Annotated in this window: 26 protein-coding genes; 21 read left to right on the top strand and 5 right to left on the bottom strand. The window is 69.6% G+C overall.

The genetic code is table 11. The features are described 5' to 3' along the window. The first annotated feature begins 33 nt into the window (after positions 1 to 33). The 8 genes from rplS to dprA all read left to right on the top strand — a co-directional run bounded on the left by rplS (position 34) and on the right by dprA (position 7512). Complete coding sequence (gene rplS / locus AB0B45_RS37275; RefSeq protein WP_358140670.1) at positions 34 to 399, top strand: 50S ribosomal protein L19; 366 nt, start codon at positions 34 to 36, stop codon at positions 397 to 399. A gap of 135 nt (positions 400 to 534) precedes the next feature. After that, a complete protein-coding gene (lepB, locus tag AB0B45_RS37270) occupies positions 535 to 1323 on the top strand; it encodes a signal peptidase I (protein WP_358140667.1) in 789 nt (262 codons plus the stop codon). Positions 1324 to 1333: 10 nt separating this feature from the next. Further along, positions 1334 to 1903, top strand: coding sequence for a signal peptidase I (gene lepB, locus AB0B45_RS37265; protein ID WP_358140664.1), 570 nt, complete (start codon positions 1334 to 1336; stop codon positions 1901 to 1903). Positions 1904 to 1933: 30 nt separating this feature from the next. After that, entirely contained in the window at positions 1934 to 2596 is a 663-nt protein-coding gene (locus AB0B45_RS37260; RefSeq protein ID WP_358140661.1) for a ribonuclease HII, read from the top strand. An 18-nt stretch (positions 2597 to 2614) separates the two neighbouring features. Then, a complete protein-coding gene (locus AB0B45_RS37255) occupies positions 2615 to 2938 on the top strand; it encodes a DUF2469 domain-containing protein (RefSeq protein WP_067184127.1) in 324 nt (107 codons plus the stop codon). Between the two features lie 538 nt (positions 2939 to 3476). Then, the gene (locus AB0B45_RS37250; RefSeq protein WP_358140658.1) at positions 3477 to 3830 is read left to right on the top strand and encodes a YraN family protein; all 354 of its coding nucleotides are present in this window, start codon (positions 3477 to 3479) and stop codon (positions 3828 to 3830) included. Further along, entirely contained in the window at positions 3831 to 5570 is a 1740-nt protein-coding gene (locus tag AB0B45_RS37245) for a YifB family Mg chelatase-like AAA ATPase (RefSeq protein ID WP_358140655.1), read from the top strand. It abuts the gene before it with no gap. An 808-nt stretch (positions 5571 to 6378) separates the two neighbouring features. Further along, the gene (dprA, locus tag AB0B45_RS37240) at positions 6379 to 7512 is read left to right on the top strand and encodes a DNA-processing protein DprA (protein WP_358140652.1); all 1134 of its coding nucleotides are present in this window, start codon (positions 6379 to 6381) and stop codon (positions 7510 to 7512) included. Between the two features lie 66 nt (positions 7513 to 7578). On the opposite strand, the gene AB0B45_RS37235 is transcribed toward dprA, so the two are convergent. Further along, complete coding sequence (locus AB0B45_RS37235; protein ID WP_358140649.1) at positions 7579 to 7860, bottom strand: hypothetical protein; 282 nt, start codon at positions 7858 to 7860, stop codon at positions 7579 to 7581. A 261-nt stretch (positions 7861 to 8121) separates the two neighbouring features. On the opposite strand from AB0B45_RS37235, the gene AB0B45_RS37230 reads away from it, so the two are divergent. After that, the gene (locus AB0B45_RS37230) at positions 8122 to 9006 is read left to right on the top strand and encodes a tyrosine recombinase XerC (RefSeq protein ID WP_358140646.1); all 885 of its coding nucleotides are present in this window, start codon (positions 8122 to 8124) and stop codon (positions 9004 to 9006) included. A 277-nt stretch (positions 9007 to 9283) separates the two neighbouring features. On the opposite strand, the gene AB0B45_RS37225 is transcribed toward AB0B45_RS37230, so the two are convergent. Further along, positions 9284 to 9772, bottom strand: a complete 489-nt coding sequence (locus AB0B45_RS37225) for a M23 family metallopeptidase (protein ID WP_358140643.1) — start codon at positions 9770 to 9772, stop codon at positions 9284 to 9286. A 73-nt stretch (positions 9773 to 9845) separates the two neighbouring features. On the opposite strand from AB0B45_RS37225, the gene AB0B45_RS37220 reads away from it, so the two are divergent. From AB0B45_RS37220 to AB0B45_RS37210, 3 genes are all read left to right on the top strand, one after another. Next, on the top strand, positions 9846 to 10391 hold the full coding sequence (locus tag AB0B45_RS37220) for a hypothetical protein (protein WP_358140640.1): 546 nt from the start codon (positions 9846 to 9848) through the stop codon (positions 10389 to 10391). 334 nt (positions 10392 to 10725) lie between these two features. Beyond that, a complete protein-coding gene (locus AB0B45_RS37215) occupies positions 10726 to 11172 on the top strand; it encodes a GNAT family protein (RefSeq protein WP_358140637.1) in 447 nt (148 codons plus the stop codon). Positions 11173 to 11278: 106 nt separating this feature from the next. After that, the gene (locus AB0B45_RS37210) at positions 11279 to 12715 is read left to right on the top strand and encodes a CoA transferase (protein WP_358140634.1); all 1437 of its coding nucleotides are present in this window, start codon (positions 11279 to 11281) and stop codon (positions 12713 to 12715) included. Here the strand turns inward: AB0B45_RS37210 and AB0B45_RS37205 are convergent. Continuing rightward, on the bottom strand, positions 12699 to 14015 hold the full coding sequence (locus AB0B45_RS37205; protein ID WP_358140632.1) for an MFS transporter: 1317 nt from the start codon (positions 14013 to 14015) through the stop codon (positions 12699 to 12701). The genes AB0B45_RS37210 and AB0B45_RS37205 overlap by 17 nt on opposite strands. A 60-nt stretch (positions 14016 to 14075) precedes the next feature. Here AB0B45_RS37205 and AB0B45_RS37200 point away from each other — a divergent pair, with 60 nt between their 5' ends. From AB0B45_RS37200 to AB0B45_RS37175, 6 genes are all read left to right on the top strand, one after another. Next, on the top strand, positions 14076 to 14687 hold the full coding sequence (locus AB0B45_RS37200) for a helix-turn-helix domain-containing protein (protein ID WP_358140919.1): 612 nt from the start codon (positions 14076 to 14078) through the stop codon (positions 14685 to 14687). 207 nt (positions 14688 to 14894) lie between these two features. After that, positions 14895 to 15809, top strand: a complete 915-nt coding sequence (gene rpsB / locus AB0B45_RS37195; protein WP_358140629.1) for a 30S ribosomal protein S2 — start codon at positions 14895 to 14897, stop codon at positions 15807 to 15809. A gap of 123 nt (positions 15810 to 15932) precedes the next feature. Next, positions 15933 to 16766 (top strand): translation elongation factor Ts, encoded by an 834-nt coding sequence (tsf, locus tag AB0B45_RS37190; protein WP_358140626.1) that lies wholly within the window; start codon positions 15933 to 15935, stop codon positions 16764 to 16766. A gap of 131 nt (positions 16767 to 16897) precedes the next feature. Continuing rightward, complete coding sequence (pyrH, locus tag AB0B45_RS37185; protein ID WP_358140623.1) at positions 16898 to 17596, top strand: UMP kinase; 699 nt, start codon at positions 16898 to 16900, stop codon at positions 17594 to 17596. A gap of 102 nt (positions 17597 to 17698) precedes the next feature. Next, the gene (frr, locus tag AB0B45_RS37180; protein WP_358140620.1) at positions 17699 to 18256 is read left to right on the top strand and encodes a ribosome recycling factor; all 558 of its coding nucleotides are present in this window, start codon (positions 17699 to 17701) and stop codon (positions 18254 to 18256) included. A 108-nt stretch (positions 18257 to 18364) separates the two neighbouring features. Then, on the top strand, positions 18365 to 19189 hold the full coding sequence (locus AB0B45_RS37175; RefSeq protein WP_358140617.1) for a phosphatidate cytidylyltransferase: 825 nt from the start codon (positions 18365 to 18367) through the stop codon (positions 19187 to 19189). Positions 19190 to 19202: 13 nt separating this feature from the next. Here AB0B45_RS37175 and AB0B45_RS37170 read toward each other — a convergent pair whose 3' ends face one another. After that, on the bottom strand, positions 19203 to 20123 hold the full coding sequence (locus AB0B45_RS37170) for a suppressor of fused domain protein (RefSeq protein ID WP_358140614.1): 921 nt from the start codon (positions 20121 to 20123) through the stop codon (positions 19203 to 19205). Positions 20124 to 20233: 110 nt separating this feature from the next. Between AB0B45_RS37170 and rlmN the strand changes: the two genes are divergently transcribed. Next, on the top strand, positions 20234 to 21343 hold the full coding sequence (gene rlmN, locus AB0B45_RS37165; protein ID WP_358140611.1) for a 23S rRNA (adenine(2503)-C(2))-methyltransferase RlmN: 1110 nt from the start codon (positions 20234 to 20236) through the stop codon (positions 21341 to 21343). Between the two features lie 299 nt (positions 21344 to 21642). Here the strand turns inward: rlmN and AB0B45_RS37160 are convergent, their stop codons facing one another. Beyond that, entirely contained in the window at positions 21643 to 23091 is a 1449-nt protein-coding gene (locus AB0B45_RS37160; RefSeq protein ID WP_358140608.1) for a PucR family transcriptional regulator, read from the bottom strand. Positions 23092 to 23192: 101 nt separating this feature from the next. On the opposite strand from AB0B45_RS37160, the gene speB reads away from it, so the two are divergent. Both speB and AB0B45_RS37150 read left to right on the top strand, forming a co-directional pair. Next, positions 23193 to 24125: an agmatinase gene (gene speB / locus AB0B45_RS37155; RefSeq protein WP_358140605.1), complete on the top strand. Its 933-nt coding sequence runs from the start codon at positions 23193 to 23195 to the stop codon at positions 24123 to 24125. Further along, positions 24122 to 25657, top strand: a complete 1536-nt coding sequence (locus AB0B45_RS37150) for a cytosine permease (protein ID WP_358140602.1) — start codon at positions 24122 to 24124, stop codon at positions 25655 to 25657. The genes speB and AB0B45_RS37150 overlap by 4 nt, the downstream gene beginning before the upstream one ends. Positions 25658 to 25695 lie beyond the last annotated feature (38 nt).

Here is a 25695-nt window from a genome sequence, read left to right as displayed (position 1 = left end):
CGCATGCTCGCGAAACTTTGAGGAAACGCTCTCATGCACACGAAGATCCAGGAGCTCGAGCAGGCCACCCTGCGCAGCGATGTCCCGGCCTTCCGCCCCGGTGACACGCTCGAGGTGCACGTCCGAGTCGTCGAAGGCAGCCGCTCCCGCGTCCAGGTCTTCAAGGGCTTCGTGCTCCGCCGCCAGGGCAGTGGCTCCCGCGAGACCTTCACGGTCCGCAAGGTCAGCTACGGCGTCGGCGTCGAGCGCACCTTCCCGGTCCACAGCCCGGTCATCGAGAAGATCACGCTGCTCACCCGCGGTGACGTGCGTCGCGCCAAGCTCTACTACATGCGCGACCTGCGCGGCAAGGCCGCCCGCATCCGCGAGAAGCGCGACGCCGTGCCCGCCGGCAAGTAGGTCCTCACCGAACGGCCCCGTGACCACACAGGTCACGGGGCCGTTTGGCTTTGCAGGGACATTTCCTTTATGTGGAGCGACGCGGGGTCGCGTGTAGCCTCCCTCGGGCAGGGCCTTCATCTAGGCTCGTCAGCGATGAAAAGCGAGAGCCGGAACAAGGTGGAAGCAACTGCCCGCAGGAGAGGGTCGTTCTGGAAAGAACTGCCCGTCCTCGTGGTCATGGCGCTGGTGCTGGCTCTCGTCGTCAAGACCTTCGTGCTCCAGGCGTTCTACATCCCCTCCGAGTCGATGGAGAACACCCTCCTGACAAACGACAGGGTCCTGGTCAACAAGCTCGTCTACCGTACCCGCGACATCGAGCGCGGCGACATCGTGGTCTTCTCAGGCACCGACTCGTGGGACACCTACGCCGCCCCCCAGGCGCCCGCCAACCCCGTCGCCGCCTTCTTCCGCTGGGCGGGCACCGTCTTCGGCGTCGTACCTGGCGAGAAGGACTACATCAAGAGGGTCATCGGCGTCGGCGGCGACACCGTCACCTGCTGCGACATCGAGGGCCGCGTCACGGTCAACGGCGTCGCGCTGGACGAGTCGTCTTACCTTTATCCTGGCAACGTGCCCTCCCAGAGCTTCTTCACGGCCAAGGTGCCCGAGGGGCGGCTCTGGGTGATGGGCGACCACCGGCAGGTCTCGCTCGACTCCCGCGAGCACACCTCCGACCCCGGTCGCGGCTCGATCCCTGTCGATCAGGTCGTCGGCCGCGCCTTCGTCATCATCTGGCCCTTGTCCAGGGCCACGACCCTGTCCATCCCCGAGACGTTCGCGCGTCCCGCCAGCGCCCTCGCAGGGGCGGCTCCGGCCCTGGCCGGGTTCGCAGGCGCCCTGCCGCTGTTCTGGCTGCGCCGACGTTGGCTTGCGAGGCGGTAGCGGTACCCCCATGGCAGTTGAAGAGAGCAAGAAGCGCAAAGGCGGGCTCAAGGAGACGTTGTTCCTGATCGCGCTGGGCGTCGGTGTGGCATTGCTGCTCCAGGCGTTCGTCGTGCGGTCGTTCTACATCCCCTCCGAGTCGATGGAGAACACGCTCAGGATCGGCGACAGGGTGAGCGTCAACAAGCTCCACGGCGCCAGCGAGCGCGGCGACATCGTGGTGTTCAAGGGATGGAACGGCGAGGACACCATCAAGCGGGTCATCGCCGTCGGCGGCGACAAGGTCGTCTGCTGCGACGCGAAGAAGCGCATCACGGTCAACGGGATGCCGCTCGACGAGGACTACCTCTTCCCCGACGACTTCCCCTCGGGGGAGAACTTCTCCTACACCGTGCCGCAGGGCAAGCTCTGGCTCATGGGCGACCACCGCTCCGCCTCCGTCGACTCCAGGACCCACGTGCGCGAAGCCGGTGACTGGATCTCCGAGGATCAGGTGATCGGCAGGGCATGGGCCATCTACTGGCCCTTCTCCCACGCCACGATCCTCAGCAGGCCCGAGATCTTCGACAAGGTGCGGTGAGTCGCGGATGGGGCGTACGCTGCGTGTGTCATGTTTCGACCACGTCCTAGCGTTGTCCGGCGCGATTCCGGGCTCTACGCCTACGAGCGGGCGCTGGCGCGCAGGGGGCTGACCCCGATCGCCGGAGTCGACGAGGCGGGCAGGGGCGCCTGTGCGGGACCCCTGGTAGTGGCTGCCGTCGTGCTCAGGCGCGAGATCGCGGGGCTGGCCGACTCCAAGCTGCTGAGCCCCCAGATCAGGGCGGCGCTCTACGACAAGATCATGGCCTCGGCCGAGGTCGGCGTCGTCGTGATCCCCCCGGCCGAGATCGACGCGCGCGGGCTGCACAAGTGCAACGTCACGGGAATGCGGCGGGCGGTGGCGCGGTTGTCGTTCGTTCCCGAATACATCCTCACCGACGGCTTCCCCGTCCCGGGGCTGCCCGCGCCGTCGCTGGCCGTGTGGAAGGGGGACCAGGTGGCGGCCTGCGTCGCGGCCGCGTCCATCGTGGCGAAGGTGACGCGGGACAGGATGATGACAGAGCTGTCCTCGGACTTTCCCGAGTACGGTTTCGCGGAGCACAAGGGGTATGTGACTCCGGCCCACCGGCGGGCGTTGCGCTCGCACGGGCCATGCTCACACCATCGCTTCTCCTTCGTGACGGTGTCACGGACCTTCGTGGGGGAGAATGGAGTGGGGGCAGGAGTTGCCTGATCAGGCTGGAGGACCGGGATGAGCGCAGAGGATCTCGAGAAGTACGAAACCGAGATGGAGCTGCAGCTTTACCGCGAATACCGTGATGTGGTCGGGCTGTTCACGTATGTCGTCGAGACCGAGCGGCGGTTCTATCTGACGAACTCGGTGGATCTCGACGTGCGCACGGCGGAGAACGGGGACGTGTTCTTCGACGTCAAGATGCAGGATGCTTGGGTTTGGGATATGTACAGGCCTGCACGGTTTGTTAAGAACGTACGGGTGGTGACGTTCAAGGACGTCAACGTGGAAGAACTGGCCAAACCTGACCTGGAAATGCCCAAGGAGGGCTTCTCCGGCTAGGCGGCCGACTCGGGATCGACCGAGGGGCTTTGAAGGGGGCGGGGGGCTTCCACCCGCACCCTGCCCAGCCGAGCCGCTGGTCGCTGGCGTTCGACGGCACCCTCCCAGCTGTGAGCGGGACGGGCATGCATCGAGCCACCCCCATTTGCTGGGCTGTGTTCGTCTGCCAGTCCGTGTTGATCTGCAGGCCCGCGTCGACCTGCCAGCCCGCGTCGACCTGCTGGCTCGCGTTCGTTGTCGGCCCGCGCCAGTTCGTCGGCTCGCTTTGGTCTGCTGGGCCGTGCTCGTCTGTAGGTCTGGGCTCCTCTGAAGGCCCGCGTCAGCGCAGGACTTGGCCCCGTGTGACCTCCCGCGGCAAATGGAGGGGCTGAGCGCTCGCCAACTGCCCCGCATGCGAGAACTCCGCGGCCGCCCAACCCTCCCTGGCGACCCCCGGATATCCACAGCCCTCGCCCCCGGCCTCGGCCATCCACAGAACCCGGTTCGCCCCCTCCGCCTCCACCCCCGCTCCGGAAAAGTCAGCCCCGGAGGTGGTCCCATGTCATCCAAAGACGAGCTGGGCAAACGAGGCGAGCAGGTCGCCGTCGACTACCTGCGTGCCGAAGGCATGCAGATCCTCGATCGAAACTGGCGCTGCCGCCACGGCGAGATCGACGTCATCGCGGAAGACGGCACGAACCTCGTCGTCATAGAAGTCAAAACCAGATCAGGCCGCACCCACGGCACCGCGCTGGAAGCCGTCCGCCCCGCCAAGCTGGCCCGCCTTCGCATGCTCGCCGCCAAGTGGCTCGCCGCCCAACCCCGCCGCTTCGACTTCGTCCGCGTCGACGTCATCGCCCTGGAACGGATCGGCGACGACTTCGCGCTCCGCCACGTACGGGGGGCGATCTAGATGGCAGTCGCCCGCACCCGCAGTGTCACCCTCATCGGCGTCGCAGGCCGCAGCGTCGAGATCGAGGCAGACGTCGGCAGCGGCCTGGCAGGCATCCACCTCATCGGCCTGCCCGACACCGCGCTGAGCGAGGCCCGCGATCGCGTCCGCTCGGCGATGGTCAACAGCCACTTTCCCTGGCCAGACGCCCGCATCACCGTCAGCCTTTTCCCCGCCAGTCTGCCCAAGCGCGGCAGCCAGTTCGATCTGGCGATCGCCATCGCGATCCTGGGCGCGGCGGGCGCCGTACCGGCTGATCGCATCGCCGAGCCGTTCTTCCTGGGCGAGCTGGGTCTCGACGGAAGGCTCAGAGCCGTACGAGGAGTTCTCCCGTCGGTCCTGGGCGCCGTACGCAGCGGCGGCGCCACCGTCGTCGTCCCCGCCGCGAACGCCGCCGAAGCCGCCCTCGTCCCGGACGTCACCGTGGTCCCCATCACCGACCTGCGCCAGCTCGTGGAATGGTTGCGCCGAGGCGACGATCCAGCCCGCTACACGCCAGCCCAGGATGCCTCAGGAGACACACCCCCACTCGCTGGTACGGCCCCGACGTTCCCCCGACCGACCGCACCCGCGCACAGGAATAGCAGACCGGCAGGTGACCACAGCAGCCCTTCCCCCGACCACGACACAGGCCCCGAGGCGGGCCGCCCGACCGGCGCCGCCCTGTCGACCGACGGCACCACCACCCCGTTCGGATACGCCACAGGCACCGCTTCGGGCGGGTCGCCCACCGGCCCCGACCACGGCATAGACCTCTCCGACGTGGTGGGACAGCCTCTCGGTCGCCGTGCCCTCGAAGTGGCGGCAGCAGGTGGGCACAACCTGTGGATGGTCGGCCCACCCGGCACCGGCAAGACGCTCCTCGCGGAACGCCTGCCCACCCTCCTGCCCGACCTCGAGATCGACCACGCCCTGGAAGTCACCGCGATCCACTCGATCGCCGGGGTCCTGCCACCCGACAGTCCGATGATCAACCGTCCACCGTTCGTGAACCCCCACCACACCGCCAGCATCGCCTCCGTCGTCGGCGGCGGCAGCAACGTGGTCCGCCCCGGCGCCGTCTCCCTGGCCCACCGTGGCACCCTGTTCCTCGACGAGGCCCCCGAGTTCCCGAGACACGTCCTCGATTCACTACGCCAGCCGCTGGAGGCAGGAAAGGTGACCGTGTCCCGCGCTGTCGGCACGGTCACCTTCCCCGCGAGGTTCATGCTGGTACTCGCCGCGAACCCCTGCCCGTGCGCCCAACCCGCAGGCTCAGGCGAATCCTGCCGCTGCTCGCCCGCCGTACGGCGCCGCTACCTCGGCAGGCTGTCAGGCCCGCTGCTCGACCGCATCGACATGAAGGTGACAGTGGCCCGCTCCAGCCGACGCGAGCTCATGGCCGACCGTCAGTTCGTCGAGACCAGCAACGTCGTCGCCGAACGCGTCAAGCTCGCCCGCGAACGCGCCACCAAACGCCTGGCCGACACCCCCTGGCGAACGAACGCCGAAATCCCGGCAGCGGTCCTCCACGCCGACTACCGCCCGTCCGACGAGGCCATGCGCCCAATGACGGCGTGCCTCGACTCCGGCTCCCTGAGCGCCCGAGGCCTCGACCGTGTTGTCCGCGTCGCCTGGACGGTCGCGGATCTCGCCGGCAAGGACCGCCCAGGCGCGGATGAGACTTCGGCAGCCCTCGCCATGTGGCTAGGCGTCGGCTAAAACCTCACCCGCCGCTCCCTGACGGCCCGGGATTCCCCAACGCCTGGACCCTCCCCGCGCGAGTGTCAGGTCCGCCCCGCTCGCAGGAAGGCCACGCGCAAGTCGGTCGCATCGCCGTGCCGACAGCCGTGATCGCTTCGCCTCACGGCATCCCCAACCACACCGATAGGAGCCAGACGCCTTGACATCCTCCCCACGGATGAATCCGGGGGATTCCAACCCTCACGGGTCGGATCTTCCTGCTTCACGGGCGACTGCCCCCGCACACCCGGAGGCGCCGACCCCGACCCCGCCGCCCGCTGCGTCGTCGACTCCTACGCCACGTACCCCGGAGCCGCCGACGCCAGCGGCAACGAGCATCGACTCATGGAGCCACGCACCGTCCCTCCAACCGGGCACCGACCCCATCTCATCCACTCCGCTGTCCCCCGAGAGCGGTGAGACCGCGATCCCACCGCTCCACACTGCCCAGCAAGCCGATCCTTCACCTGCGGCTGAGCACAGGTCGACCAGCGGCACATCCACCCACGATCAGCCCCATTCGCCGCTTCCCGCGTCCGTCACCCATCCGAGCCACTCGATCCTGGTGCCACGGCAACGGGAAGCCGACGCGACGCCTGCCGGACCCTCAACGCTTCCGCTCGGCGATCACCCGTCACCAGCCCTTCACGCACCGGAGGACCAGCCAGAAGACGTCCCGTCGCCAGCCGTCGACGACCCTTCGTCGAAGCTCCAGCGCACGCACCCACAGCCCGTCGCCGCAGCCACGGACGGTGATCGTCAAGAGAGCCTGGCAAGGGCCGCGCTCATGCGCGCCGCCGACGTCGGCGACCCCGTGATGGGCCGCCTCGTACGCTCACAGGGCACCACCGCGGCCGTCGAGGCGATCCTCAGAGGCACGCTGCCGGGGGAATTCGTCGCCAGGGAGAACATCGCGGAGCATGGCCCGAGCCGTATCGCCGAGCTGCATCGCCGGTTCCACGCTTGGCGGGCCCGCCTGGAGATCGCCGACCCCGTCGCTGACCTCGAGACCGGACATCGTGCCGGGGCGCGCCTGGTCATCCCGGGCTCGGCGGAGTGGCCCACTCAGCTCGACGCGCTCGGCCACAGCAGGCCACTCGCCCTCTGGGTGCACGGCTCGGCCGACCTGCGCTTCTCGTGTCTGCGTTCCGTGGGCATGGTCGGCGCTCGGGCCGCCACCGCGTACGGCGTGCATACCGCGGCCGAGTTTGGTGTCGCGCTCAGCGAGGCCGGATGGACCGTCGTCTCGGGCGGCGCGTACGGCATCGACGGAGCCGCCCACCGCGGCGCACTCGTCGGTGACGCCCCGACCATCGCCGTACTCGCCTGCGGCACCGACGTCTGCTATCCGAGCGGCCACCACGAACTGTTCGCGGCGATCCGCGAGCATGGCGCGCTGGTGAGCGAATGCCCTCCCGGCGTACACCCGACGAGGGCCCGTTTCCTCATCCGCAACCGCCTGATCGCGGCGCTGTCCAGAGGAACGCTCGTCGTTGAGGCCGCGGTCCGTAGCGGCGCGCTCAATACGGCAGGACACGCCGTCTCCCTCGGTCGACACCTGGCCGCGGTGCCAGGGCCGATCACGTCCGAGATGTCCATGGGCTGCCACAAGCTGATCCGCGACCGCAAAGCCGTCTGCGTCACCACACCCGAAGAACTGATCGAGTTGGTCGGGCTGATCGGCGACGACCTCGCCGTGGCGGCGCGCGGGCCCGTGATGCCCCGTGATGCGCTGAACGAGGTCACCCGCCGCGTCCTCGACGCCGTCCCCAGTCGTGGGGGTGCGGGACCCGCTTCGATCGCGGTGTCCGCCGGGGTCGACCTGACCACGGCGCTGAGCTGCCTGGGCGGCCTCGCCGCAGCGGGCTACGTCGAACGCGTGCCGAAGGGCTGGAGACTCCGCAGGGGCAAGCCGCAATGATCGCTAGCTGCGGCGTCCGCACGAGAGGCACGAGTTTGCTGCGGTCCAGCGCCTTGACCGCCGCCGTCATCTGCCGAGCCACCGCGTGACCTCCGCGGCCATGGCGTTGTACTCCTCGGTGTAGGTCGGCGGCAGGCTCGCCAGCTGCGCGAACGAGACGACCAGTGACGCCACGAAGGCCAGCAGCACCGAAAGCCCGGTCTTACGGCGCTGATCGTGCAGCTCAGTCGATGGTGACGCGTTGCCGATGAGCGCAGGCACCGGCGAGGGGAAACGGGCAAGCAGCGCGATCAAGGGGAAAGCGGGTAGCGGCGCGATCGATCGGAAGGCAGAAAGCAGCGCGATCAACGAAATCAGCCATGCGGCGCGATCGCCGCTTGTCCACAGGCACTATGAGGTCGGGGGGCGTGGACGCGCTCGAGGTTCCGCGTTGTCCTGGTAGGTGTCGCCGTCTCGGCGCTCACGGGCGGTGTCGATGGCCATGCGAACGGCTGGAAAGGTCGCAGGTGGTTAGCCATCGTTCGGATGGTGAAGGGGGATGATGGGTGGCGATCGGGCGAACCGGAAGGCCGACCGGGGCGCCACGGAGCCCACGCGAAGGAGGGCGGCGTGACGGACGGCGACGAGGTGCTGGCGGAGTTCGAGAAGCATTTGCGGTTCGAGCGGGACCTGTCGCCCCACACCGTGCGGGCCTATCTCTCCGACGTGGCCGCCCTGCTCGCACACCTGGACCAGGGGATGGCCGGGCTCGATACGGCGGCGTTGCGTGAGTGGCTGGCCGAGCAGCACGCGGCAGGGATGTCGCGGGCGACGCTGGCACGCCGTACGGCATGCATGCGGACGTTCACAGCCTTCGCGCATCGGCGGGGATGGCTGCCCGAGGATCCGGGGCTTCTCTTGGGCAGCGCGAAGGCGGCGCGGCCGCTGCCTGCCGTACTCGATCAGCAGCAGGCGCAGGCGGTGCTCGATGCGCCGCAGGCGAGCGAGCCCAAGGAGCTGAGGGACCAGGCGGTCATGGAGCTGCTGTACGCGACCGGCGTCAGAGTGAGCGAACTGTGCGCACTCGACGTTGACGACGTCGACAGGGACCGGAACGTGATCCGCGTGCTGGGCAAGGGACGGAAGGAGCGGTCGGTGCCGTTCGGGTTGCCCGCGCTGCGAGCGGTCGATCGATGGTGCGTGCACGGGCGTCCGCGCTGGATCAGGGAGCGGACCGGGCCAGCGCTGTTCCTCGGAGTGCGGGGCGGACGGCTGGATGCCGGCACGGTACGGCGGATCGTCCACGCGCGGCTGGGAAACGTCGAAGGAGTGCCGGACATGGGGCCGCACGGGTTGCGCCACACGGCGGCGACGCACCTGCTGGAGGGCGGGGCCGATCTGCGGAGTGTCCAGGAGATGCTGGGGCACGCCTCGTTGAACACGACCCAGATCTACACGCATGTGTCGATCGAGCGGCTGCGGGCGGCTTATCGGCAGGCTCATCCTCGCGCTTGAACCGGGCTCGGCTGGGAAGCAGGCAGGGCCGGCTTGGACGGGTCTTCTAGGGACGATGTCGTCTGAGCTTGCGGGCGCGGGTCGTCGGCGGAGGCGGCGATCTCGGCCCATCGGGGTTGGCTAGCGCGGACGCGGCGTTCAGGCTCGCTGGAGGAGCTGGGCATGCGTGGACGTGGCGTTCCCTGCTCGTTGGGGTGGGCTCGGGTTGACGCGGCGTTCCGGGCACTTAAGGAGGGGCTGGGTTGGCCGTGTTGGGTTCTTGGGGGCGTGGATGGGGCTATGGGCGAGGCAGGTTCGTCGTCGGCTCCGGTGTCGGGGGGCTGGCTGACGTCACCGGCCAGTGGGGGAGCAGGCGGATGGGGCCCCAGCCGAGCAGGAACAAGGGATCCAGGTAGCGGAAGTCGCGGCGCAGGCCCCAGTGGAGGCAGGACGCGATGCAGTGCCACGACGTGGGTTCGAGTACGCCGAGCTTGTCGCCTGTGGAGACCGTCTGGCCGCGCCGCACTACCGCTTGCACGGGGAGGTAGGTCGTTCGGAGGCCGCCTGGGTGCTGGATGCTCACCACACCTCGGCCGGCCAGGGGGCCCGCGTAGGTGACGGTGCCGGGGCCGGCGGCGACGACCGTTGAGCCGGGGAGGGCGGCGAGGTCGACGCCGCGGTGGCCGGCGCGCCAGGGCTCGGGCGGGGGGTTGAAGCGGCGGATGACTATGGGCTGGCCGTCGAGGGGCCAACGCCAGGCAGGCAGGTCGGGGGCGACTGCGGGCAAGGGCGTCACGAGCGGAACGACCGTCAGGGGCGGCCGTATCGAGGGCCGGGCGGCGGTTGTGGGTGAGAGCGTCGTGGGTGAGGCGCTGGTTGTCGGGGGTGGGGTGTTGGTTGTGGGAGGTGGGGTCGGGAGCTGCATGGTGGTGGTTTGTGAGGGCCTCAACGGCAGGGTGGTGGTGAATGAGGGCTGCATCGGCAGGGTGGTGGTCGGTGAGGGCGTCACCGGCAGGGTGATGGTGGCTGAGGGCGTCAACGGCACGGCAGTGGGTGAGTCCGTTACCGGCACGGGGGTGGTGACGGATGACGGCATCAGGGGATGGGCTGGGGTCGTGGATGAGGGGGGCAGCGGCTGGGCTGAGGTTGTGGATGAGCCGGTCGGGGGCTGGGCTGGGGTTGTGGGTGGGGGTGTCACTAGGAGGACGGCGGTGGTGGGGGAGGGGATCGGGAGCAAGGCGGTGGCCGCAGGCACAGGCGGCAAGAGCAGGACGGTGAGGGTGAGGGCGGCTACGAATATGCGGCGGTGCCGTGATGGGGGCCGTGGTGGCTGGCGTATGGCGGTGGCGGGGGTGGCCTTGGGCGGCGGATGGCGGAACACGCGGGTAACTGTCGTCGGCGGGTGAGCTGCATGCGGTGGCGAATGCGGTTCTGTGGAAAAGGGGTGGCATCGGACGTGGGTTGTGGAAACCGGGCTGAAGAAACCGGGGCTGCGCCTGGAGGCGGAGGAGGGTCGGAGGGCTCTGGAGGCGGTGGGGTCTGAGGGCTGTGGAGGCGGTGGGGTCTGAGGGCTGTGGAGGCGGTGCGGGCCTGAGGGCTGTGGAGGTCCGGGGGCCGGAGGGCTGTGGAAGCTGTGGGGTAGGGCTGTGGTGGCGGTGGAGGCCTGAGGGCTGTGGTGGCGCGGGTGTCATGCTGGCGGTTGACCGGGATGACAGGGAACGCGGATGACGGGAATGCTAGATGAAGCTCGATGGCCCACGGCTCACGTTGAGCGAGGTCGTCCACGCCGACGAGCCGAGACTGCGTGGGATTCTCGCCAGCCCCGAAGTCTCCAGATGGTGGGGAGAGGTCGACGACTTCGAAGGCATGCTTGCCATCACCCTGGACGACGGGGTGGTGATCGGTGCCATCCAGTACGACGAGGAAGAGGACCCGCAGTACCGTCACGCGGGCATCGACATCTTCCTCGCGCCCGAGCACCACGGCCGGGGCTATGGGCGTGAGGCGGTGCGGACGCTGGCCAGATGGTTGATCGAGGAGCGGGGTCATCACCGGCTGACGATCGATCCGGCCGCGCATAATGAGGCCGCGATCAGGGCGTACGAGAAGGTGGGGTTCAGGAGGGTGGGCGTGCGACGGTCCCCTCGGGAGGATCTGATGGATTTGCTGGCCGAGGAGCTGACCTGATCATGGGCGCGGGTGGGGACGGAGGAGGAGCTGACCTGATCGTTGGGTGTGTTGGGGTGCTGGCGTGATGGTCGGGGTGATGGGGGCTGGGCGAGGAGGTGGTCTGGTGATCGAGGCGATTGCCGAGGGGTTGGTTCGGGATCTCGGGGAGCAGGCGGGTGTCGAGTTGCCTCGGGTACGGGTCACCGATGACGGCTCGCGGCTGCCGTCTCCCTACCCGGTCGAGGTGGCCGCTGCTGTGTCCGTGGGAGCGGCGACTGCCGCGGCGGCGGGCATGCGTGGACACGAGGCCGAGGTCGATGTGCGGGAGGCGCTTGCCGCGTTCCTGGACGAGCGGCTCTTCACGATCGATGGAAAAGCGAAGGAGCTGTGGTCGCCGCTCTCGGGTGACTACCGCACCGCCGATGGCTGGGTCAGGCTGCACTGCAACTTCGATCACCATCGCGACGCCGTGTTCGAGGCGCTTGGTACGGAGGCGGTAAGTGAGGCGTGCGCGAGCCGTACCTCAATGGAGATCGAAAGGGCTGTGACGGACGCCGGAGGGTGTGCGGCGGCGCTGAGGACGCCGGAGGAGTGGCGGCGGGAGTCCCTGGCGCGGGCGATGGCGGGGTTGCCGCTGGTGCAGGTGACCAGGGTGGGGGAGGGACCGGCGCGAAGCGGGGAGGCGCCGAGGGTCCTCGATCTCACGAGGGTGATCGCGGGGCCTGTGGCGACCAGGACGTTGGCGGCCTACGGGGCGGACGTGCTCAAGGTGGGCATGCCGGGGCTGCCCGAGGTCGATGGTCTGGTGATCAGTACGGCGTTCGGCAAGCGTTCGTGCCATCTCGATCCGGGCGGCGAGGCGTTCGCGCGGCTGGTGGAGGAGGCCGATGTGGTGGTGAGGGCGGTCAGGCCCGGGGCGCTCGGTGTCGTCGATGAGCTGGCGCGGCGGACTCGGGGCCTGATCATCGTGGACATCACCGCGTATGGGGCTGCCGGCGGGCGGGGGTTCGACAGTCTGGTCCAGATGGCCACGGGGCTCGCGTGGGGCGATCCGCCGCGGCCGCTGCCCGCGCAGGCGCTCGACCACGCGACCGGGTACCTGGCCGCGTTCGGGGCGATGGCGGCGCTGCTGCGGAGGCGGGAGGAGGGCGGCTCGTGGCGGGTGGAGCTGAGCCTGGCCAGGACCGCCCAGTGGCTGGCGGAACTGGGCGCGGCCGGGACGGTGCGATCCGGCGCTGAGCGGGGGCAGGCGGGGCAGCCGCGGCTGGGGGAGCCGAGCGGGGCCGGGACGGCGGGATCCGGGGTTGGGTTGGGCCTGGCAGGGGAGGTGCGACCGCTGGAGGATTCGGGACGGAGCGGCGCGGGGGCGAGCGTCGGCAGGAGGGAGGAGGCCGCGAAAGGGCTGGAGGTCTCAGACCTCATGGGGGAGATGGACAGTGCCTTCGGCAGGCTCGGGTACGTGTTGCCGCCCGGGCGGATCGGAGGGCGGCGGCCGAGGTGGGGGTCGCCGCCGCCGCGCCAAGGAGAGCACCTCCCCGAGTGGATCACCCGCCCGTCCTGATCTTGGTGTGCAAGAGCTCCCTCATCGCCGCGCTCAGCACGGGGTCGGGGTCGAGCACCGGACGGGGGCGGCGCGGGCGGAGTGGGGAGCTCCAGATCCAGAGCCCCGCGAGGGCGCTCCCGCAGGCGCAGATCAGGATGACCGCCCGCAGGCCGGCCACCTCAGCGAGCAGACCGCCCGCGAGGCCCCCGAGAGCGAGCACGCCCTGGATGGCGAAGGTCATGGTCGCATTGACGCGTCCCGTCATCTCGGCGGGCGCCTCGCGCATGCAGACGACGTTCATGCAGGTGCCGAAGGACGTGACGAGGCCCCCGATGAGCAGCCCCGACGCGGCCATGATGGGGATCTTGACCCAGAGCGGGCCGCCGACCAGGCCGACCGCCAGCATGTCGACGGGGAAGAACAGGATCGTGTAGGCGATCAGCTTGTCCTCGCCGAAGCGCCTGGCGAGCCTGGTGACCGCCCACGCGCCGATCAGCCCGCCGACGCCGGAGATCGCGGTGAGCACGCCGATCATGCCCTGGGGAATCCGCAGGACGTGAAGCATGTAGAGGATGGCGATGGCGATGTAGGCCATGGCGAAGAAGTTCAGCGTGACGCCCGTGCCCAGGATGGCGCGCAGCACGGGATTGGTGACGCTGACGCGCAGGCCCTCGACGACGTCGCGCCACATGCCGCGTGACGCGCTCGGCTCGTGGTGCTCGGGGGTGCGGATGGAACGCAGCATCAGCGCGGAGGCCAGGAAGGACATCCCTTCCACCAGTACGGCCAGCGGCGCGGTGAGCGCCTGGACGAGCAGACCCGCGAGGCCGGGGCCCGCGATGGACGCGGCCGAGTAGGAGGCGTGGAAGCCCGCCATGGCCTCGGTCCGCTGCTCGGCGGGGACGACCACGGCCAGGTGGGGGAAGTTCGCCGCCTTGAACACGACGCCCGCCGTACCGATGACGAGGGCGACGGCGATCAGCAGCGGGATGGTCAGCGCGCCGGTGAACCAGGCGAGGGGCACCGTGAACGCCGCGCATGCCGCGACCAGCTCGCAGGCGATCATCAGCGGGCGATGCCGCCTGAGCCGGTCGGCGAGGGCTCCGGCGTGCAGGCCGAACAGCAGCACCGGCACGGAGGCCATCGCGGTCAGGACACCCATCTGCGCCGGTGAGGCGGCGAGGAGGGTGACCGCGGTCAGCGGGACGGCCAGCCTGGAGACCTCCGAGCCGGTGATGGAGATCGTCCTGGCGGTCCAGAGCAGGCGGTAGTCGCGCTGTCCACGGAGCGGAGGGAAATCCTGAAGGGTTTGCTTCACAACTATGAAATTAATCCTTCAGATTTGTGAAGGCAACCCTTCAGGTATGTTCGTCACGTGATGGAGGAGGAACCGCGCCCGCCGCTGAGCGATCCCAAGGCGATGCGCGCGCTCGCGCATCCGGCCCGCCTGTCGATGCTCAACGAGCTGATCATGCGAAGGGTGGCGACCGCGACCACGCTCGCCGAGGTCGTCGGCGTCTCACCGAGCGCGGCGAGCTACCACCTGCGCATGCTGGAGAAGTACGGCTTCGTGCAGGACGCTCCCGCCAGCGGCGACGGCAGGGAGCGGATGTGGGCCGTCGTGCCGGGCGGCATCAGCCTCGCCACTGAGAACGCCGACGAGCACGGCATGCGCGAGGCCAAGCGGCTGCTCGTCGACTCGATCTGGGCCGACAAGGACAACGAGGCCAGGCTGGCACTGGAAGCGGTGCCCACCGAGCCGGAGGAGTGGCGCGACGCGACGTCCTTCGGCCGCACGCACATGCTGATCACCGCCGCCGAGATGAAGGAGCTGCGCGAGCGGATCGACGAGCTCGTGCGCCCCTACTCCACCTCCAGCAGGTCCGACGCGCCGGAGGAGGCCCGGTTCGCGGAGATGCACCTGTCGCTCTTCCCTCGAGCAGTCCGGTCCGTACCGGGCCTGCCGACCGAGGATCACGACGCGGGCTGACGTGCGCCGCGGCCGACGCGGTCAGGTCGGGCCTCCCTGCAAGGTATGCTTTTCGGTGGCCTGTCAGCGACAGGCCGACTTCGCATGCCCCGTCGCGAACCGTTCCATTCGGTCCGGGCGAGAGTCCGGCAGGAGCGGGTTTGCGGGGCATCAGGGCGGCAGGCCGTACGGCTGCCGCGCACAACCGAGAAACTGGAGGACCAGCACATGGCCCCCGTCGTCACCATGCGACAGCTCCTCGAGAGCGGCGTTCACTTCGGCCACCAGACCCGCAGGTGGAACCCGAAGATGAAGCGCTTCATCTTCACCGAGCGCAACGGCATCTACATCATCGACCTGCAGAAGTCGCTGTCGTTCATCGACCGCGCCTATGACTTCGTCAAGGAGACGGTCGCCCACGGCGGCACGATCCTGTTCATCGGCACGAAGAAGCAGGCTCAGGAGGCCATCGCCGAGCAGGCCGGCCGCGTAGGCATGCCGTACGTCAACCAGCGCTGGCTGGGTGGCATGCTCACCAACTTCTCCACCGTGCACAAGAGGCTCCAGCGTCTGAAGGAGCTCGAGGAGCTCGACTTCGACAACGTGGCCGCCTCGGGGCTCACCAAGAAGGAGCTCCTCATGCGCCGCCGCGAGAAGGAGAAGCTCGAGCGCACGCTCGGCGGCATCCGTGACATGGGCCGCGTGCCCAGCGCGGTGTGGATCGTCGACACCAAGAAGGAGCACATCGCGATCTCCGAGGCCAAGAAGCTCGGCATCCCGGTCGTCGCGATCCTCGACACCAACTGCGACCCCGACGAGGTCGACTACCCGATCCCCGGCAACGACGACGCCATCCGCGCCGTCGGCCTGCTGACCAGGGTCGTCGCCGACGGTGTCGCCGCCGGTCTCATGGCCCGCTCCGGCGCCGCCCGCGGCGACGAGAAGCCCGCCGCCGCCGAGCCGCTGGCCGAGTGGGAGCGCGAGCTCATCGAGCAGGGCGCAGGCGAGCAGAAGGTCGAGGACGCCGAGGTCGCCGCCGAGGCCGAGGCCGCTCCCGCTGAGGCTGAGGCCGCTCCGGCTGAGGCTGAGGCCGCTCCCGCCGAGGTCCAGGCCGGTGCCGAGGGCGAGACCGAGCAGGCCTAAAGGGCTTGCTCCGGTACGGCTCGCGCCACGCGCGCGAGCCGTACCTCACGCCGGTGGTCGCACCGGCACTGAGGCTTTCGGGTCCACACCCGTTCCACGACGACATCCCACGAGGAAAAGCACATGGCTTCCGTGAACATGGCCGACGTCAAGCGGCTTCGCGAGCTGACCGCGGCCGGCATGATGGACTGCAAGAAGGCTCTGGAGGAGTCCGAGGGCGACTTCGACCGGGCCGTCGAGATCCTGCGCCTCAAGGGCGCCAAGGACGTCGGCAAGCGTGAGGCGCGCACCGCCTCCAACGGCCTGGTGGCGCTCAAGCAGGACGGCGACTCCGCCGCCGCGCTGCTCGAGCTCAACTGCGAGACCGACTTCGTCGCCAAGGGCGAGCGCTTCCAGGAGCTGGCCGGTCAGGTCGTCGAGCACATCCTGGCCACCAAGCCTGGTGACGTCGACAGCCTGCTCGCCTCCGCCTTCGACGGCAAGTCCGTCAAGGAGCACCTCGACGAGGCCAACGCCGCGCTGGGCGAGAAGATCGAGATCCGTCGCTTCGCCGTGCTCGAGGGCGGCTACATCGGCGCCTACATGCACAAGACCGACCCGCAGCTCCCGCCGGCCGTCGGTGTGCTCGTGCAGCTCGACAAGCCCAACGCCGAGGTCGCCAAGGACATCGCGCAGCACGCCGCCGCCATGGCGCCGAAGTACCTCAACGCCGAGGCCGTTCCCGCCGACGTCATCGAGAAGGAGCGCGCGCTCTTCGAGGAGATGACCCGCGACGAGGGCAAGCCCGAGGCCGCGATCGCCAAGATCGTCGACGGTCGCGTCAACGGCTGGTACAAGGACTTCACCCTGCTCCAGCAGGCCTTCGTCAAGGACAACAAGAAGTCGATCGCCAAGTACGCCGACGAGAACGGTGTCGAGGTCCTCGCCTTCGTCCGTTACAAGGTCGGCCAGGCTTAGTCTCGAGGTGGGAGGCGTCCTCGTCTCCCACCTCGACGACAGCTTTACTAGAACCACCACCCGAGGAGGCCGCCGCCGTGCAGGAGAACCAGGAGCCCGTCACGCCGGCGGCTTCGTCGTACAAAAGAGTCATGTTGAAGCTGTCCGGCGAGGCTTTCGCCGGCGGTGAGCCGATGGGCATCGATCCAGAGGTGGTCGGTCACGTGGCCGACTCGATCGCCGAGGCCGTCCGTGAGGGCGTGCAGGTGGCGGTCGTGGTCGGCGGCGGCAACATGTTCCGCGGTGCCGCCCTGTCCGCCGGCGGCCTCGACCGCGGCAGAGGCGACTACATGGGCATGCTGGGCACGGTCATCAACTGCCTGGCGCTCCAGGACTTCCTTGAGAAGCGCGGCATCGAGACCCGCGTCCAGACCGCCATCACCATGCAGCAGGTGGCCGAGCCGTTCCTGCCCCGCCGTGCCATCAGGCACCTGGAGAAGGGGCGCGTGGTCATCTTCGGCGCCGGGCTCGGCATCCCCTACTTCTCCACCGACACCTGCGCCGCCCAGCGCGCGCTGGAGGTCGGCGCGGAGGCGCTGCTCAAGGGCACTCAGGTGGACGGGGTCTACGACTCCGATCCGCGCAAGAACCCCGACGCGGTCCGTTTCGACCACCTCGACTACGCGGAGGTTCTCGTACGCGACCTCGCCGTCATGGACCAGACCGCGATCAGCCTGTGCAAGGAGAACGACCTGCCTATCGTGGTCTTCGACCTGATGGGCGAGGGCAACATCCTGCGCGCGGTGCGCGGTGAGAAGATCGGCACGCTGGTGAGTCCGGCAGGGAAATAGGGAGCGAACCTGACGAAGCGCGCGAAGCGGTTCCTGGCGCAGACAGATGTGGGACCGCGGAGCGAGCCAGGAAGGTGAGCGACCAATAGACAGGGAGCCGCTGTGATCGACGAAACCCTCCTCGAAGCCGAGGAAAAGATGGACAAGGCCGTTTCGGTCGCGAAGGAGGACTTCGCGGGCATCAGGACCGGCCGCGTCACCCCGTCGATGTTCAACAAGATCAACGCCGAGTACTACGGTTCGCCGACCCCGATCCAGCAGTTGGCCTCGTTCCACGTCCCCGAGGCCCGCATGATCATCATCCAGCCCTACGACAAGGGCTCGATGGGCGCGATCGAGAAGGCGATCCGCGACTCCGACCTCGGTGTCAACCCCGGCAACGACGGCCAGGTGATCAGGGTGGCCTTCCCCGAGCTGTCGGAGGAGCGCCGCAAGGAGTACGTCAAGGTCGCGCGCAACAAGGGCGAGCACGCCAAGGTCTCCATCCGCAACATCCGCCGCTCCGCCAAGGAGACCCTTGACAAGATGATCAAGGACGGCGACGCCGGCGAGGACGAGGTCCGCCGCGCCGAGAAGGAGCTCGACGACCTGACCCAGAAGCACGTCGCCAAGATCGACGAGCTGCTCAAGCAGAAGGAAGCGGAGCTGCTCGAGGTCTGAGTGGTCGCATCCGCACGGCCCTCGCGTGACGCGGGGGCCGTGGCTGTATCAAGCGAAGCGTGCGCATCAGACGGCTCGGCGCGGTCTGACCGCCGAGTTGGAGAGTCTGTGGAAGAACTCACGCCGGGCAGCCGTGCCGGCAGGAACCTGCCGGCCGCGATCGCGGTCGGCGCCGGTCTGGGCGCCCTGGTCCTCATCTCGCTGCTGACGATCAAGGAGATCTTCCTCCTGGTGGTCGTTGCGGCCGTGGGGGTGGGGGTGGCGGAGGTCGTCCATGCGCTGGGCACCCGCGACATCAGGGTGCCGCTGGTCCCCGTGCTCGTGGCGACGGCCGCGATGCAGGCGGGCGCGTACTGGGGCGGAGCCTCGTGGCTGCTCGGCACCTATGTCGTGGCGTTGTTCGCGCTGCTGCTCTGGCGCATGTTCGACGGCCCGCAGGAAGGCTACGTCCGCGACGCCACGGCGTCGGTGTTCGCGCTTGCCTATCCGCCGCTGCTGGCCGGGTTCGTGGCGCTGCTGCTCGCCGAGCCCCGCGACGGCCACTACCGGGTACTGATCTTCATCGCGGTCACGGTGAGCAGCGACATCGGCGGCTACTTCGCCGGCGTGCTGTTCGGCAGGCACAAGATGTCGATCATCAGCCCGAAGAAGACCTGGGAGGGTTTCGCCGGATCGGTGATCGCCTGCACCGCGGTGGGCGCCTGGCTGGTGGCCTGGCTGATGGGCGGCCAGCTGTGGCAGGGCGCGCTGATCGGCGTGCTGGGGGCCATCATGGCGACGCTGGGCGACCTGGTCGAGTCGATGATCAAGCGGGACCTCGGTATCAAGGACATGGGATCGGTGCTGCCGGGGCACGGCGGGCTGATGGACCGGCTCGACTCGCTGGTGGCGACGCTGATCCCGGTGTGGCTGCTGCTGTCGCTGTTCTTCTAGGCGAGCCCTGGGTTCAGGCTTCTCCGTTCCACGCCTCCAGCCAGAGCCAGCGGACGGCCTCGCCGCCGAACCCGAATCCCGATATGTCAGGCATGTTGGGGGCTTCGGCGAGCATGATGACCCCGTCGTACTGGGCACCGAGCGGGAACGTCGACGGCTCGTGGTACCACTTGGCGGTATGCCCGTGGCCCAGCCACGTCACCGAGTGCCACGGGTACTGCGCCAGCCACACCAGCAGCAGCGCCGCCTCACGCGGATCGCCGTGCGTGGCGACCGCCAGTTCGATCCTGGCGTAAGCGCGGGGCCTGTCGATCCACTGCTCGACCGTGGGCATGCGCTGGCAGCTCATGCCGACCGTCGACAGCACGGTGAAGTCCCTGCCCGCGTACGGCGGGCGCTCGGTGATCCCGACCGTCGGAAGACGTTCGCCGCTGGCGTCCCAGTAACGCCCCGAAGGGCCGACGGTCCGATCGAGGTGGCCCATGACGAACTGCTGGAAGGAGGCCCATGAGCCCTCGCTGTGGCGCCACTGCCAGTAGGCCCGAGCGTGGGTGAGTCGCGGCTGCAAGCCTTCGAGCGCCTCGGACAGCGCCCAGGCGAACGGCGTCTCGCCTACGGCCTCGCGCGCGTAGCCCGGCATGCCCCTGCTCATGTCCGCCCAGCCAGGAATGACCGCGAGGAGCTCGTCGTTCTCATACAGGGCGACCCCGTCGCCCTCCTCGAACCATAACGTGGTCAGCTGGCCGAGCGCGTGCCGTCCCTTGGGATGGCGGGTGTTCGGCCGTGGCATGAGAGGCGGCGCGCCCGCGTTCAGCCTGGCCAGATCGACGACCTCGGGGGCGGGTGCGTGGTTGGCCAGCCAGACGGCTCCGTGCACCTCGCCGCCAGGAGAGCACAGGTAAGCTACCGACGCGGCTTCGTCGCGTTCGACCACCAGAGTGCGGCTCCCGTAAGGGTTCCCATCGGTGAGGACGACCTCGGTTTGCCCCTCGCCAGACGATCGGTATATCGCCACATCTGGACTTTAGATCAAAGAGAGGGCTCATGACCGCCGAGAAGACCGAGCGCCCGTTGCTGCAGTTCGCGGCGCCGCGCCGGGCCAAGCCCGCGAGACATCTGGCGGACCTGACGATGCCCGAGCGTCGCGCGGCCGTCGCCGAGCTCGGCGAGAAGCCCTTCCGCGCCGACCAGCTCTCGCGCCACTACTTCTCGCACCTCGCCACCGACGTCGCGGCGATGACCGACCTGCCTGCCGCCGCCCGCGAGAAGCTGTCGGTGCTGCTGCCTGCGCTGCTGACCTCCGTGCGCGAGATGACCACCGACGCGGGCACCACCCGCAAGACGCTGTGGCGGCTGTTCGACGGCGCTCTGGTCGAGTCGGTGCTGATGCGCTACCCGGACAGGGTCACGATGTGCGTGTCCTCGCAGGCGGGCTGCGGCATGAACTGCCCGTTCTGCGCCACGGGGCAGGCGGGCCTGACCCGCAACATGTCCACGGCCGAGATCGTCGAACAGGTGGTCTCGGGGGCGCGGGCGCTGGCCGCGAACGAGGTTCCCGGCGGTCCAGGCCGGGTCAACAACGTGGTCTTCATGGGCATGGGCGAGCCGCTGGCCAACTACAAGGCCGTGATCGGCGCGGTCCGCCGCCTGGTCGACCCAGCGCCTGACGGGCTCGGCATCTCCGCGCGCGGCATCACCGTCTCCACGGTCGGCCTCGTGCCCGCGATCAACAAGCTCGCCGACGAGGGACTGCCCGTCACGCTCGCGCTGTCGCTGCACGCGCCCGACGACAAGCTGCGCGACAGCCTGGTGCCGATCAACACCAGGTGGAAGGTGCACGAGGTGCTCGACGCCGCGTGGGCCTACGCGGCCAAGACCAAGCGGCGGGTGTCGATCGAGTACGCGCTGATCAAGGACATCAACGACCAGGAGTGGCGGGCGGACCTGCTCGGCAAGCTGGTGAAGAACAAGCTGGTGCACGTCAACCTGATCCCGCTCAACCCGACTCCGGGATCGAAGTGGACGGCCTCGCGTCCCGAGGACGAGCGCGCGTTCGTGCGCCGGCTGGAGTTCCACGGCGTGCCGGTGACCGTCCGCGACACCCGTGGGCGCGAGATCGACGGCGCCTGCGGTCAGCTCGCCGCCGCCGAGTGATCATCCCGTACGGCACGCCGGGTCGAGGCCACCGCGGTCACCGCTGACCGTCCGTCCCTCACGCTCCTCCAGCGCGACTTCGGCGTGCCGCCGCTACGTCGCTCTCTGAGCCCCGAGACCCGAGAACCCGGCACCGCAGATCCCCGGACTCCGGCACCCGGAGCCCTCCCGAACGCCGAGGCTCGGAGACCCGGACCCCAGGACCGCAGAACCCTGGGCTCCGAAGACCCTCAAGGCGCGGGGCCCGGGTCTCGAAGGCCTGGCAACGGGGATCCGCCACGGGGTGCCGGTCGGTGGGGTCAGTCCTCCAGGCCGAGCTGCCTGGCGGCGCGGATGGCCAGCCACACCTCGGCGAAGGCCGCGCTGGACGACAGGTCGCGCCCGGTCAGCTCGGCGAACCGGCGCAGCCGGTAGGCGAGCGTGTTCGGGTGGATGTGGAGCGCCGCCGCCGCGTCCTCGGTGCGCCGGTCGCGCTCCATCCACGTGCGCGCGGAGGTCAGCAGCCGCGAGCCGTGCGCGGAGTCGTAGGCGATCACCTGCCCCAGGACATGCTCCACCAGCGCGGTCAGCACCCACGGGTCGTCCTGCAGCCACCTGCCGGTCGTGTCGTCGCCGTAGTGGACCAGCGCCCTGCCCGACTCGGCGGCCCTGGACGCCGCCCACACGGCCTCCCGCTGCGCCACCCGCATCGGCTCGCCAGGGGTGAAGGGCCTGGACACGCCCGCCGCCACCCCCGGGATCTCGGCGACGGCCGGGCCGAGGGCGGGGGAGCCGAGCACGTAGCGGTCGTCGCCGCGGCGCAGCATCAGGTGCGGCGCGTCGTCGAGGGCGCGACGCAGCGCCTCGTCGGTCACCTGGCGGACCGCGAGCAGGGCGATGGGCGCCTCGAGTCCCATCCTGGCCAGCCGCCGCCGCGCCGTGGCCGGGTCGAGCACGTCCTGCAGCAGCTCCGACAGCGTCTCCGCGCCTTCCCTGCGCAGCGTCTCCCTCTCGTGCCTGACCATGGCCACCTGTAGGGCGGCGACGGTGGCGATGTGCTGGACGACGGCCAGGCCCGCGGGCCTGGCGCCCTCACGCTCGAAGGCGACCAGGAATCCCGCGGGCCCGCCCGGCGAGGGCACCGGCAGCACGAATCCGCCGGGGATGGTCGGCGGCGCGTCGGGCGCCGAGGGCAGCACGTCGAGCGAGGGCACGGGCACGCCTGGCAGCAGCGGCCGGCCCTGCGGCGTGCAGAGGAAGACCTCGTAGCCGCTCAGCCGTTCGAGCCGCCTGAAGAGCGTGGCGTGGTCGAGGTCCTCGGCGGCCAGCCAGCGCAGCGCGCCGAACACCTGCAGCTGCGCGCCGAGCCGCTGCCTGGCGTCCTCCTGGACGGCCGCCGCCACCTCCTGCGCGATGGCGATGAACGGCACCGCGAGCGGCACCTCCAGCACCGGCATGCCGCGTTCCTCCGCGGCCTCGAAGAACGCGCCGTGCAGCGGCGGCATGTGAAGCTGCGCCGACAGCGCCAGCGCGGACACTCCCGCATCGTCGAGCCGTTCGAGGTAGGCCCGCTGCTTCGCGGCGGAGCGCGGCACGCCCAGGCCCGTCGTCATGATCACCTCGGCCCCGAGCAGCCACGGCGTCGGATCGTCGAGCTCGCTGACGTGCGCCCACGACACCGACCGCGTCAGACCAGCCCCACCGGCAAGCAGGCGCAGTTGCAGGGCGGGGGAGCGGAGAAGATCCTCGACGGAGACCTTCGTGGTCACCCACAAAGCGTATGCGTAAGTTCGTGACCTGCACAATTGTTCCTTCGGGCGGGGCCCCGCACACTCGTGCAAACAGCAGCCACGAGAAAGGGAGACAGGATATGCCCAGGGGGCCCGTCGACTCCTCCGAGACCCCGCGCTTCGCCGGGTTCGCCACCTTCGCCCGCCTGCCCCGCCTCGACGAGGTCGAGCACGCGGACGTCGCGGTCGTGGGCGTGCCGTTCGACAGCGGCGTCTCCTACCGGCCCGGCGCCCGCTTCGGCCCCGCCGCCGTCAGGGAGGCCTCGCGGCTGCTGCGGCCGTACCACCCGGGGTTGGACGTCTCGCCCTTCGAGCGGCTGCAGGTCGCCGACGCGGGCGACATCGCCTGCAACCCCTTCAACATCGGCGAGGCGGTCGAGACCATCCAGCACGCCGCCGCCTCCCTCGACAGCAGGCTGGTCACGATCGGCGGCGACCACACGATCGCGCTGCCGCTGCTGCGCGCCGCGGCCGAGAAGCACGGCCCGGTGGCGCTGCTGCACTTCGACGCGCACCTGGACACCTGGGACACCTACTTCGGGGCGGAGTACACCCACGGCACGCCGTTCCGCAGGGCGGTCGAGGAGGGCCTGCTCGACACCGAGGCGCTCAGCCACGTCGGCATCCGCGGCCCCCTGTACGGCAAGCGTGACCTGGACGAGGACCGCAGGCTCGGCTTCGGCATCGTCACCGCCGCCGACGTGCTGCGCCGCGGCCTCGACGAGGTCATCGACGCCCTGCGCCAGCGCATCGGCGACCGTCCGCTCTACGTCTCGGTCGACATCGACGTGCTCGACCCCGCTCACGCGCCCGGCACCGGCACCCCGGAGGCGGGCGGCCTGACCAGCCGCGAGCTGCTGGAGATCCTCAGGGGCCTGGCGGGCGCGAACCTCGTCGGCGCCGACGTGGTCGAGGTCGCCCCCGCCTACGACCACGCCGAGATCACCTCCGTCGCCGCCTCCCACGTCGCCTACGACCTGATCAGCCTCCTGGCGCTGAAGGAGAAGCCGTGAGCAGCAGGGAAAGCCTGACCGAGATCGAGACCTACGGCGTCGACCGCATCCCCGACGCCGACCGCACCGCCCGCCCCATCGACCTGTTCAGGCTCGCCTTCGGCGGCGCCAACACCTTCGCCACCTGCGTGCTCGGCGCCTTTCCCATCCTGTTCGGACTGTCGTTCTGGCAGGGCCTGACCGCCACCGTGCTCGGTCTGGTGGTGGGCGCGCTGATCCTGGCCCCGCTGTCGCTGTTCGGCCCGCTCAACGGCACCAACAACGCGGTCTCCTCCTCGGCGCACCTGGGCGTCCACGGCAGGGTCGTCGGCTCGTTCCTGTCGCTGCTGACCGCGATCGCGTTCTTCTCCATCTCCGTGTGGTCCTCGGGCGACGCGCTGGTCGGCGGCGCACACCGCCTGGTGGGCCTGCCGGAGAGCGCGCCGGCCTACGGCGTGGCCTACGCGCTGTTCGCGAGCCTGGTGCTGATCGTCTGCGTGTACGGCTTCCGCTTCATGCTGTTCGTGAACAAGATCGCCGTCGTGGCGGCGTCGCTGCTGTTCGTGCTGGGCGCCTTCGCCTTCGCCGGCGACTTCGACCCCTCCTACGCGGGCACGATCGCCCCCGGCGACCCGTTGTTCTGGCCCTCGTTCATCGGCGCGGCGCTGATCGTGCTGTCCAACCCCGTCTCGTTCGGCGCCTTCCTCGGCGACTGGTCGCGCTACATCCCCGCCCAGACGCCGCGCTCGCGGGTGATGGCGGCCGCCTTCCTCTCGCAGATCGCCACCATCCTGCCGTTCTTCTTCGGCCTGGCCACCGCCTCGGTCATCGCCGTCAAGGCGCAGGAGTACGTCGACCCGGCCGCGCCCAACTACGTCGGCGGCCTGCTGGCCATCTCGCCCGCCTGGTACTTCGTGCCGGTCTGCCTCATCGCGCTGGTCGGCGGCATGTCCACGGGCACCACCGCCCTGTACGGCACCGGCCTAGACTTCTCCAGCGTCTTCCCGCGCTTCTCCCGCGTCCAGGCCACGGTGTTCATCGGCGTGCTGTCGATCGCCTTCATCTTCGCCGGCCGCTTCGCCGCGAACCTCACCCAGAGCATCTCGACCTTCGCCACGCTCATCATCACCTGCACGGCTCCGTGGATGGTCATCATGATGCTGGGCTACGTCACCCGCCGCGGCTGGTACGACGCCGAGGCGCTGCAGGTCTTCAACCGCCGCCAGCGCGGCGGCCGTTACTGGTTCACCCACGGCTGGAACTGGCGCGGCATGGCCGCGTGGCTGGCCTCCGCGGCGCTGGCCATCCTGTTCGTCAACCTGCCGGGCCAGTTCGTCGGCCCGCTCGGCGACCTGGCCGGCGGCGTGGACGTCTCGCTGCCGCTCGGAGTCGCGGCCGTGCTCTACCTCGCGCTGCTGTTCACCTTCCCCGAGCCGCGCGAGGTGTACGGCCCGGCGGGCCCGCGCCTGGTCGGCTCGGCGGACACGCCCGTCCCGCCGATCGTCTCCGCCGATGGCGGGATGCTCGAGTCCGAGGCGCCGCTCGTCGGCTAGCGTGGCGTCCCACCTTCCCCTGAGTGTCCGGCCCGCAA

The sequence above is a fragment of the Nonomuraea sp. NPDC049152 genome (assembly GCF_040648355.1).
Taxonomy (GTDB): Bacteria; Actinomycetota; Actinomycetes; order Streptosporangiales; family Streptosporangiaceae; genus Nonomuraea.
Note: the sequence above shows the minus strand (reverse complement) of the source record. Positions and strands in the feature narration are given on the sequence as shown.

Bases quoted from the DNA above. Each gene is read 5' to 3' on its own strand.
- rplS (WP_358140670.1), top strand. From the start codon at position 34: ATGCACACGAAGATCCAGGAGCTCGAGCAGGCCACCCTGCGCAGCGAT.
- lepB (WP_358140667.1), top strand. From the start codon at position 535: ATGAAAAGCGAGAGCCGGAACAAGGTGGAAGCAACTGCCCGCAGGAGA.
- lepB (WP_358140664.1), top strand. From the start codon at position 1,334: ATGGCAGTTGAAGAGAGCAAGAAGCGCAAAGGCGGGCTCAAGGAGACG.
- AB0B45_RS37260 (WP_358140661.1), top strand. From the start codon at position 1,934: ATGTTTCGACCACGTCCTAGCGTTGTCCGGCGCGATTCCGGGCTCTAC.
- AB0B45_RS37255 (WP_067184127.1), top strand. From the start codon at position 2,615: ATGAGCGCAGAGGATCTCGAGAAGTACGAAACCGAGATGGAGCTGCAG.
- AB0B45_RS37250 (WP_358140658.1), top strand. From the start codon at position 3,477: ATGTCATCCAAAGACGAGCTGGGCAAACGAGGCGAGCAGGTCGCCGTC.
- AB0B45_RS37245 (WP_358140655.1), top strand. From the start codon at position 3,831: ATGGCAGTCGCCCGCACCCGCAGTGTCACCCTCATCGGCGTCGCAGGC.
- dprA (WP_358140652.1), top strand. From the start codon at position 6,379: ATGCGCGCCGCCGACGTCGGCGACCCCGTGATGGGCCGCCTCGTACGC.
- AB0B45_RS37215 (WP_358140637.1), top strand. From the start codon at position 10,726: ATGAAGCTCGATGGCCCACGGCTCACGTTGAGCGAGGTCGTCCACGCC.
- AB0B45_RS37200 (WP_358140919.1), top strand. From the start codon at position 14,076: ATGGAGGAGGAACCGCGCCCGCCGCTGAGCGATCCCAAGGCGATGCGC.
- rpsB (WP_358140629.1), top strand. From the start codon at position 14,895: ATGGCCCCCGTCGTCACCATGCGACAGCTCCTCGAGAGCGGCGTTCAC.
- tsf (WP_358140626.1), top strand. From the start codon at position 15,933: ATGGCTTCCGTGAACATGGCCGACGTCAAGCGGCTTCGCGAGCTGACC.
- pyrH (WP_358140623.1), top strand. From the start codon at position 16,898: ATGTTGAAGCTGTCCGGCGAGGCTTTCGCCGGCGGTGAGCCGATGGGC.
- rlmN (WP_358140611.1), top strand. From the start codon at position 20,234: ATGACCGCCGAGAAGACCGAGCGCCCGTTGCTGCAGTTCGCGGCGCCG.
- speB (WP_358140605.1), top strand. From the start codon at position 23,193: ATGCCCAGGGGGCCCGTCGACTCCTCCGAGACCCCGCGCTTCGCCGGG.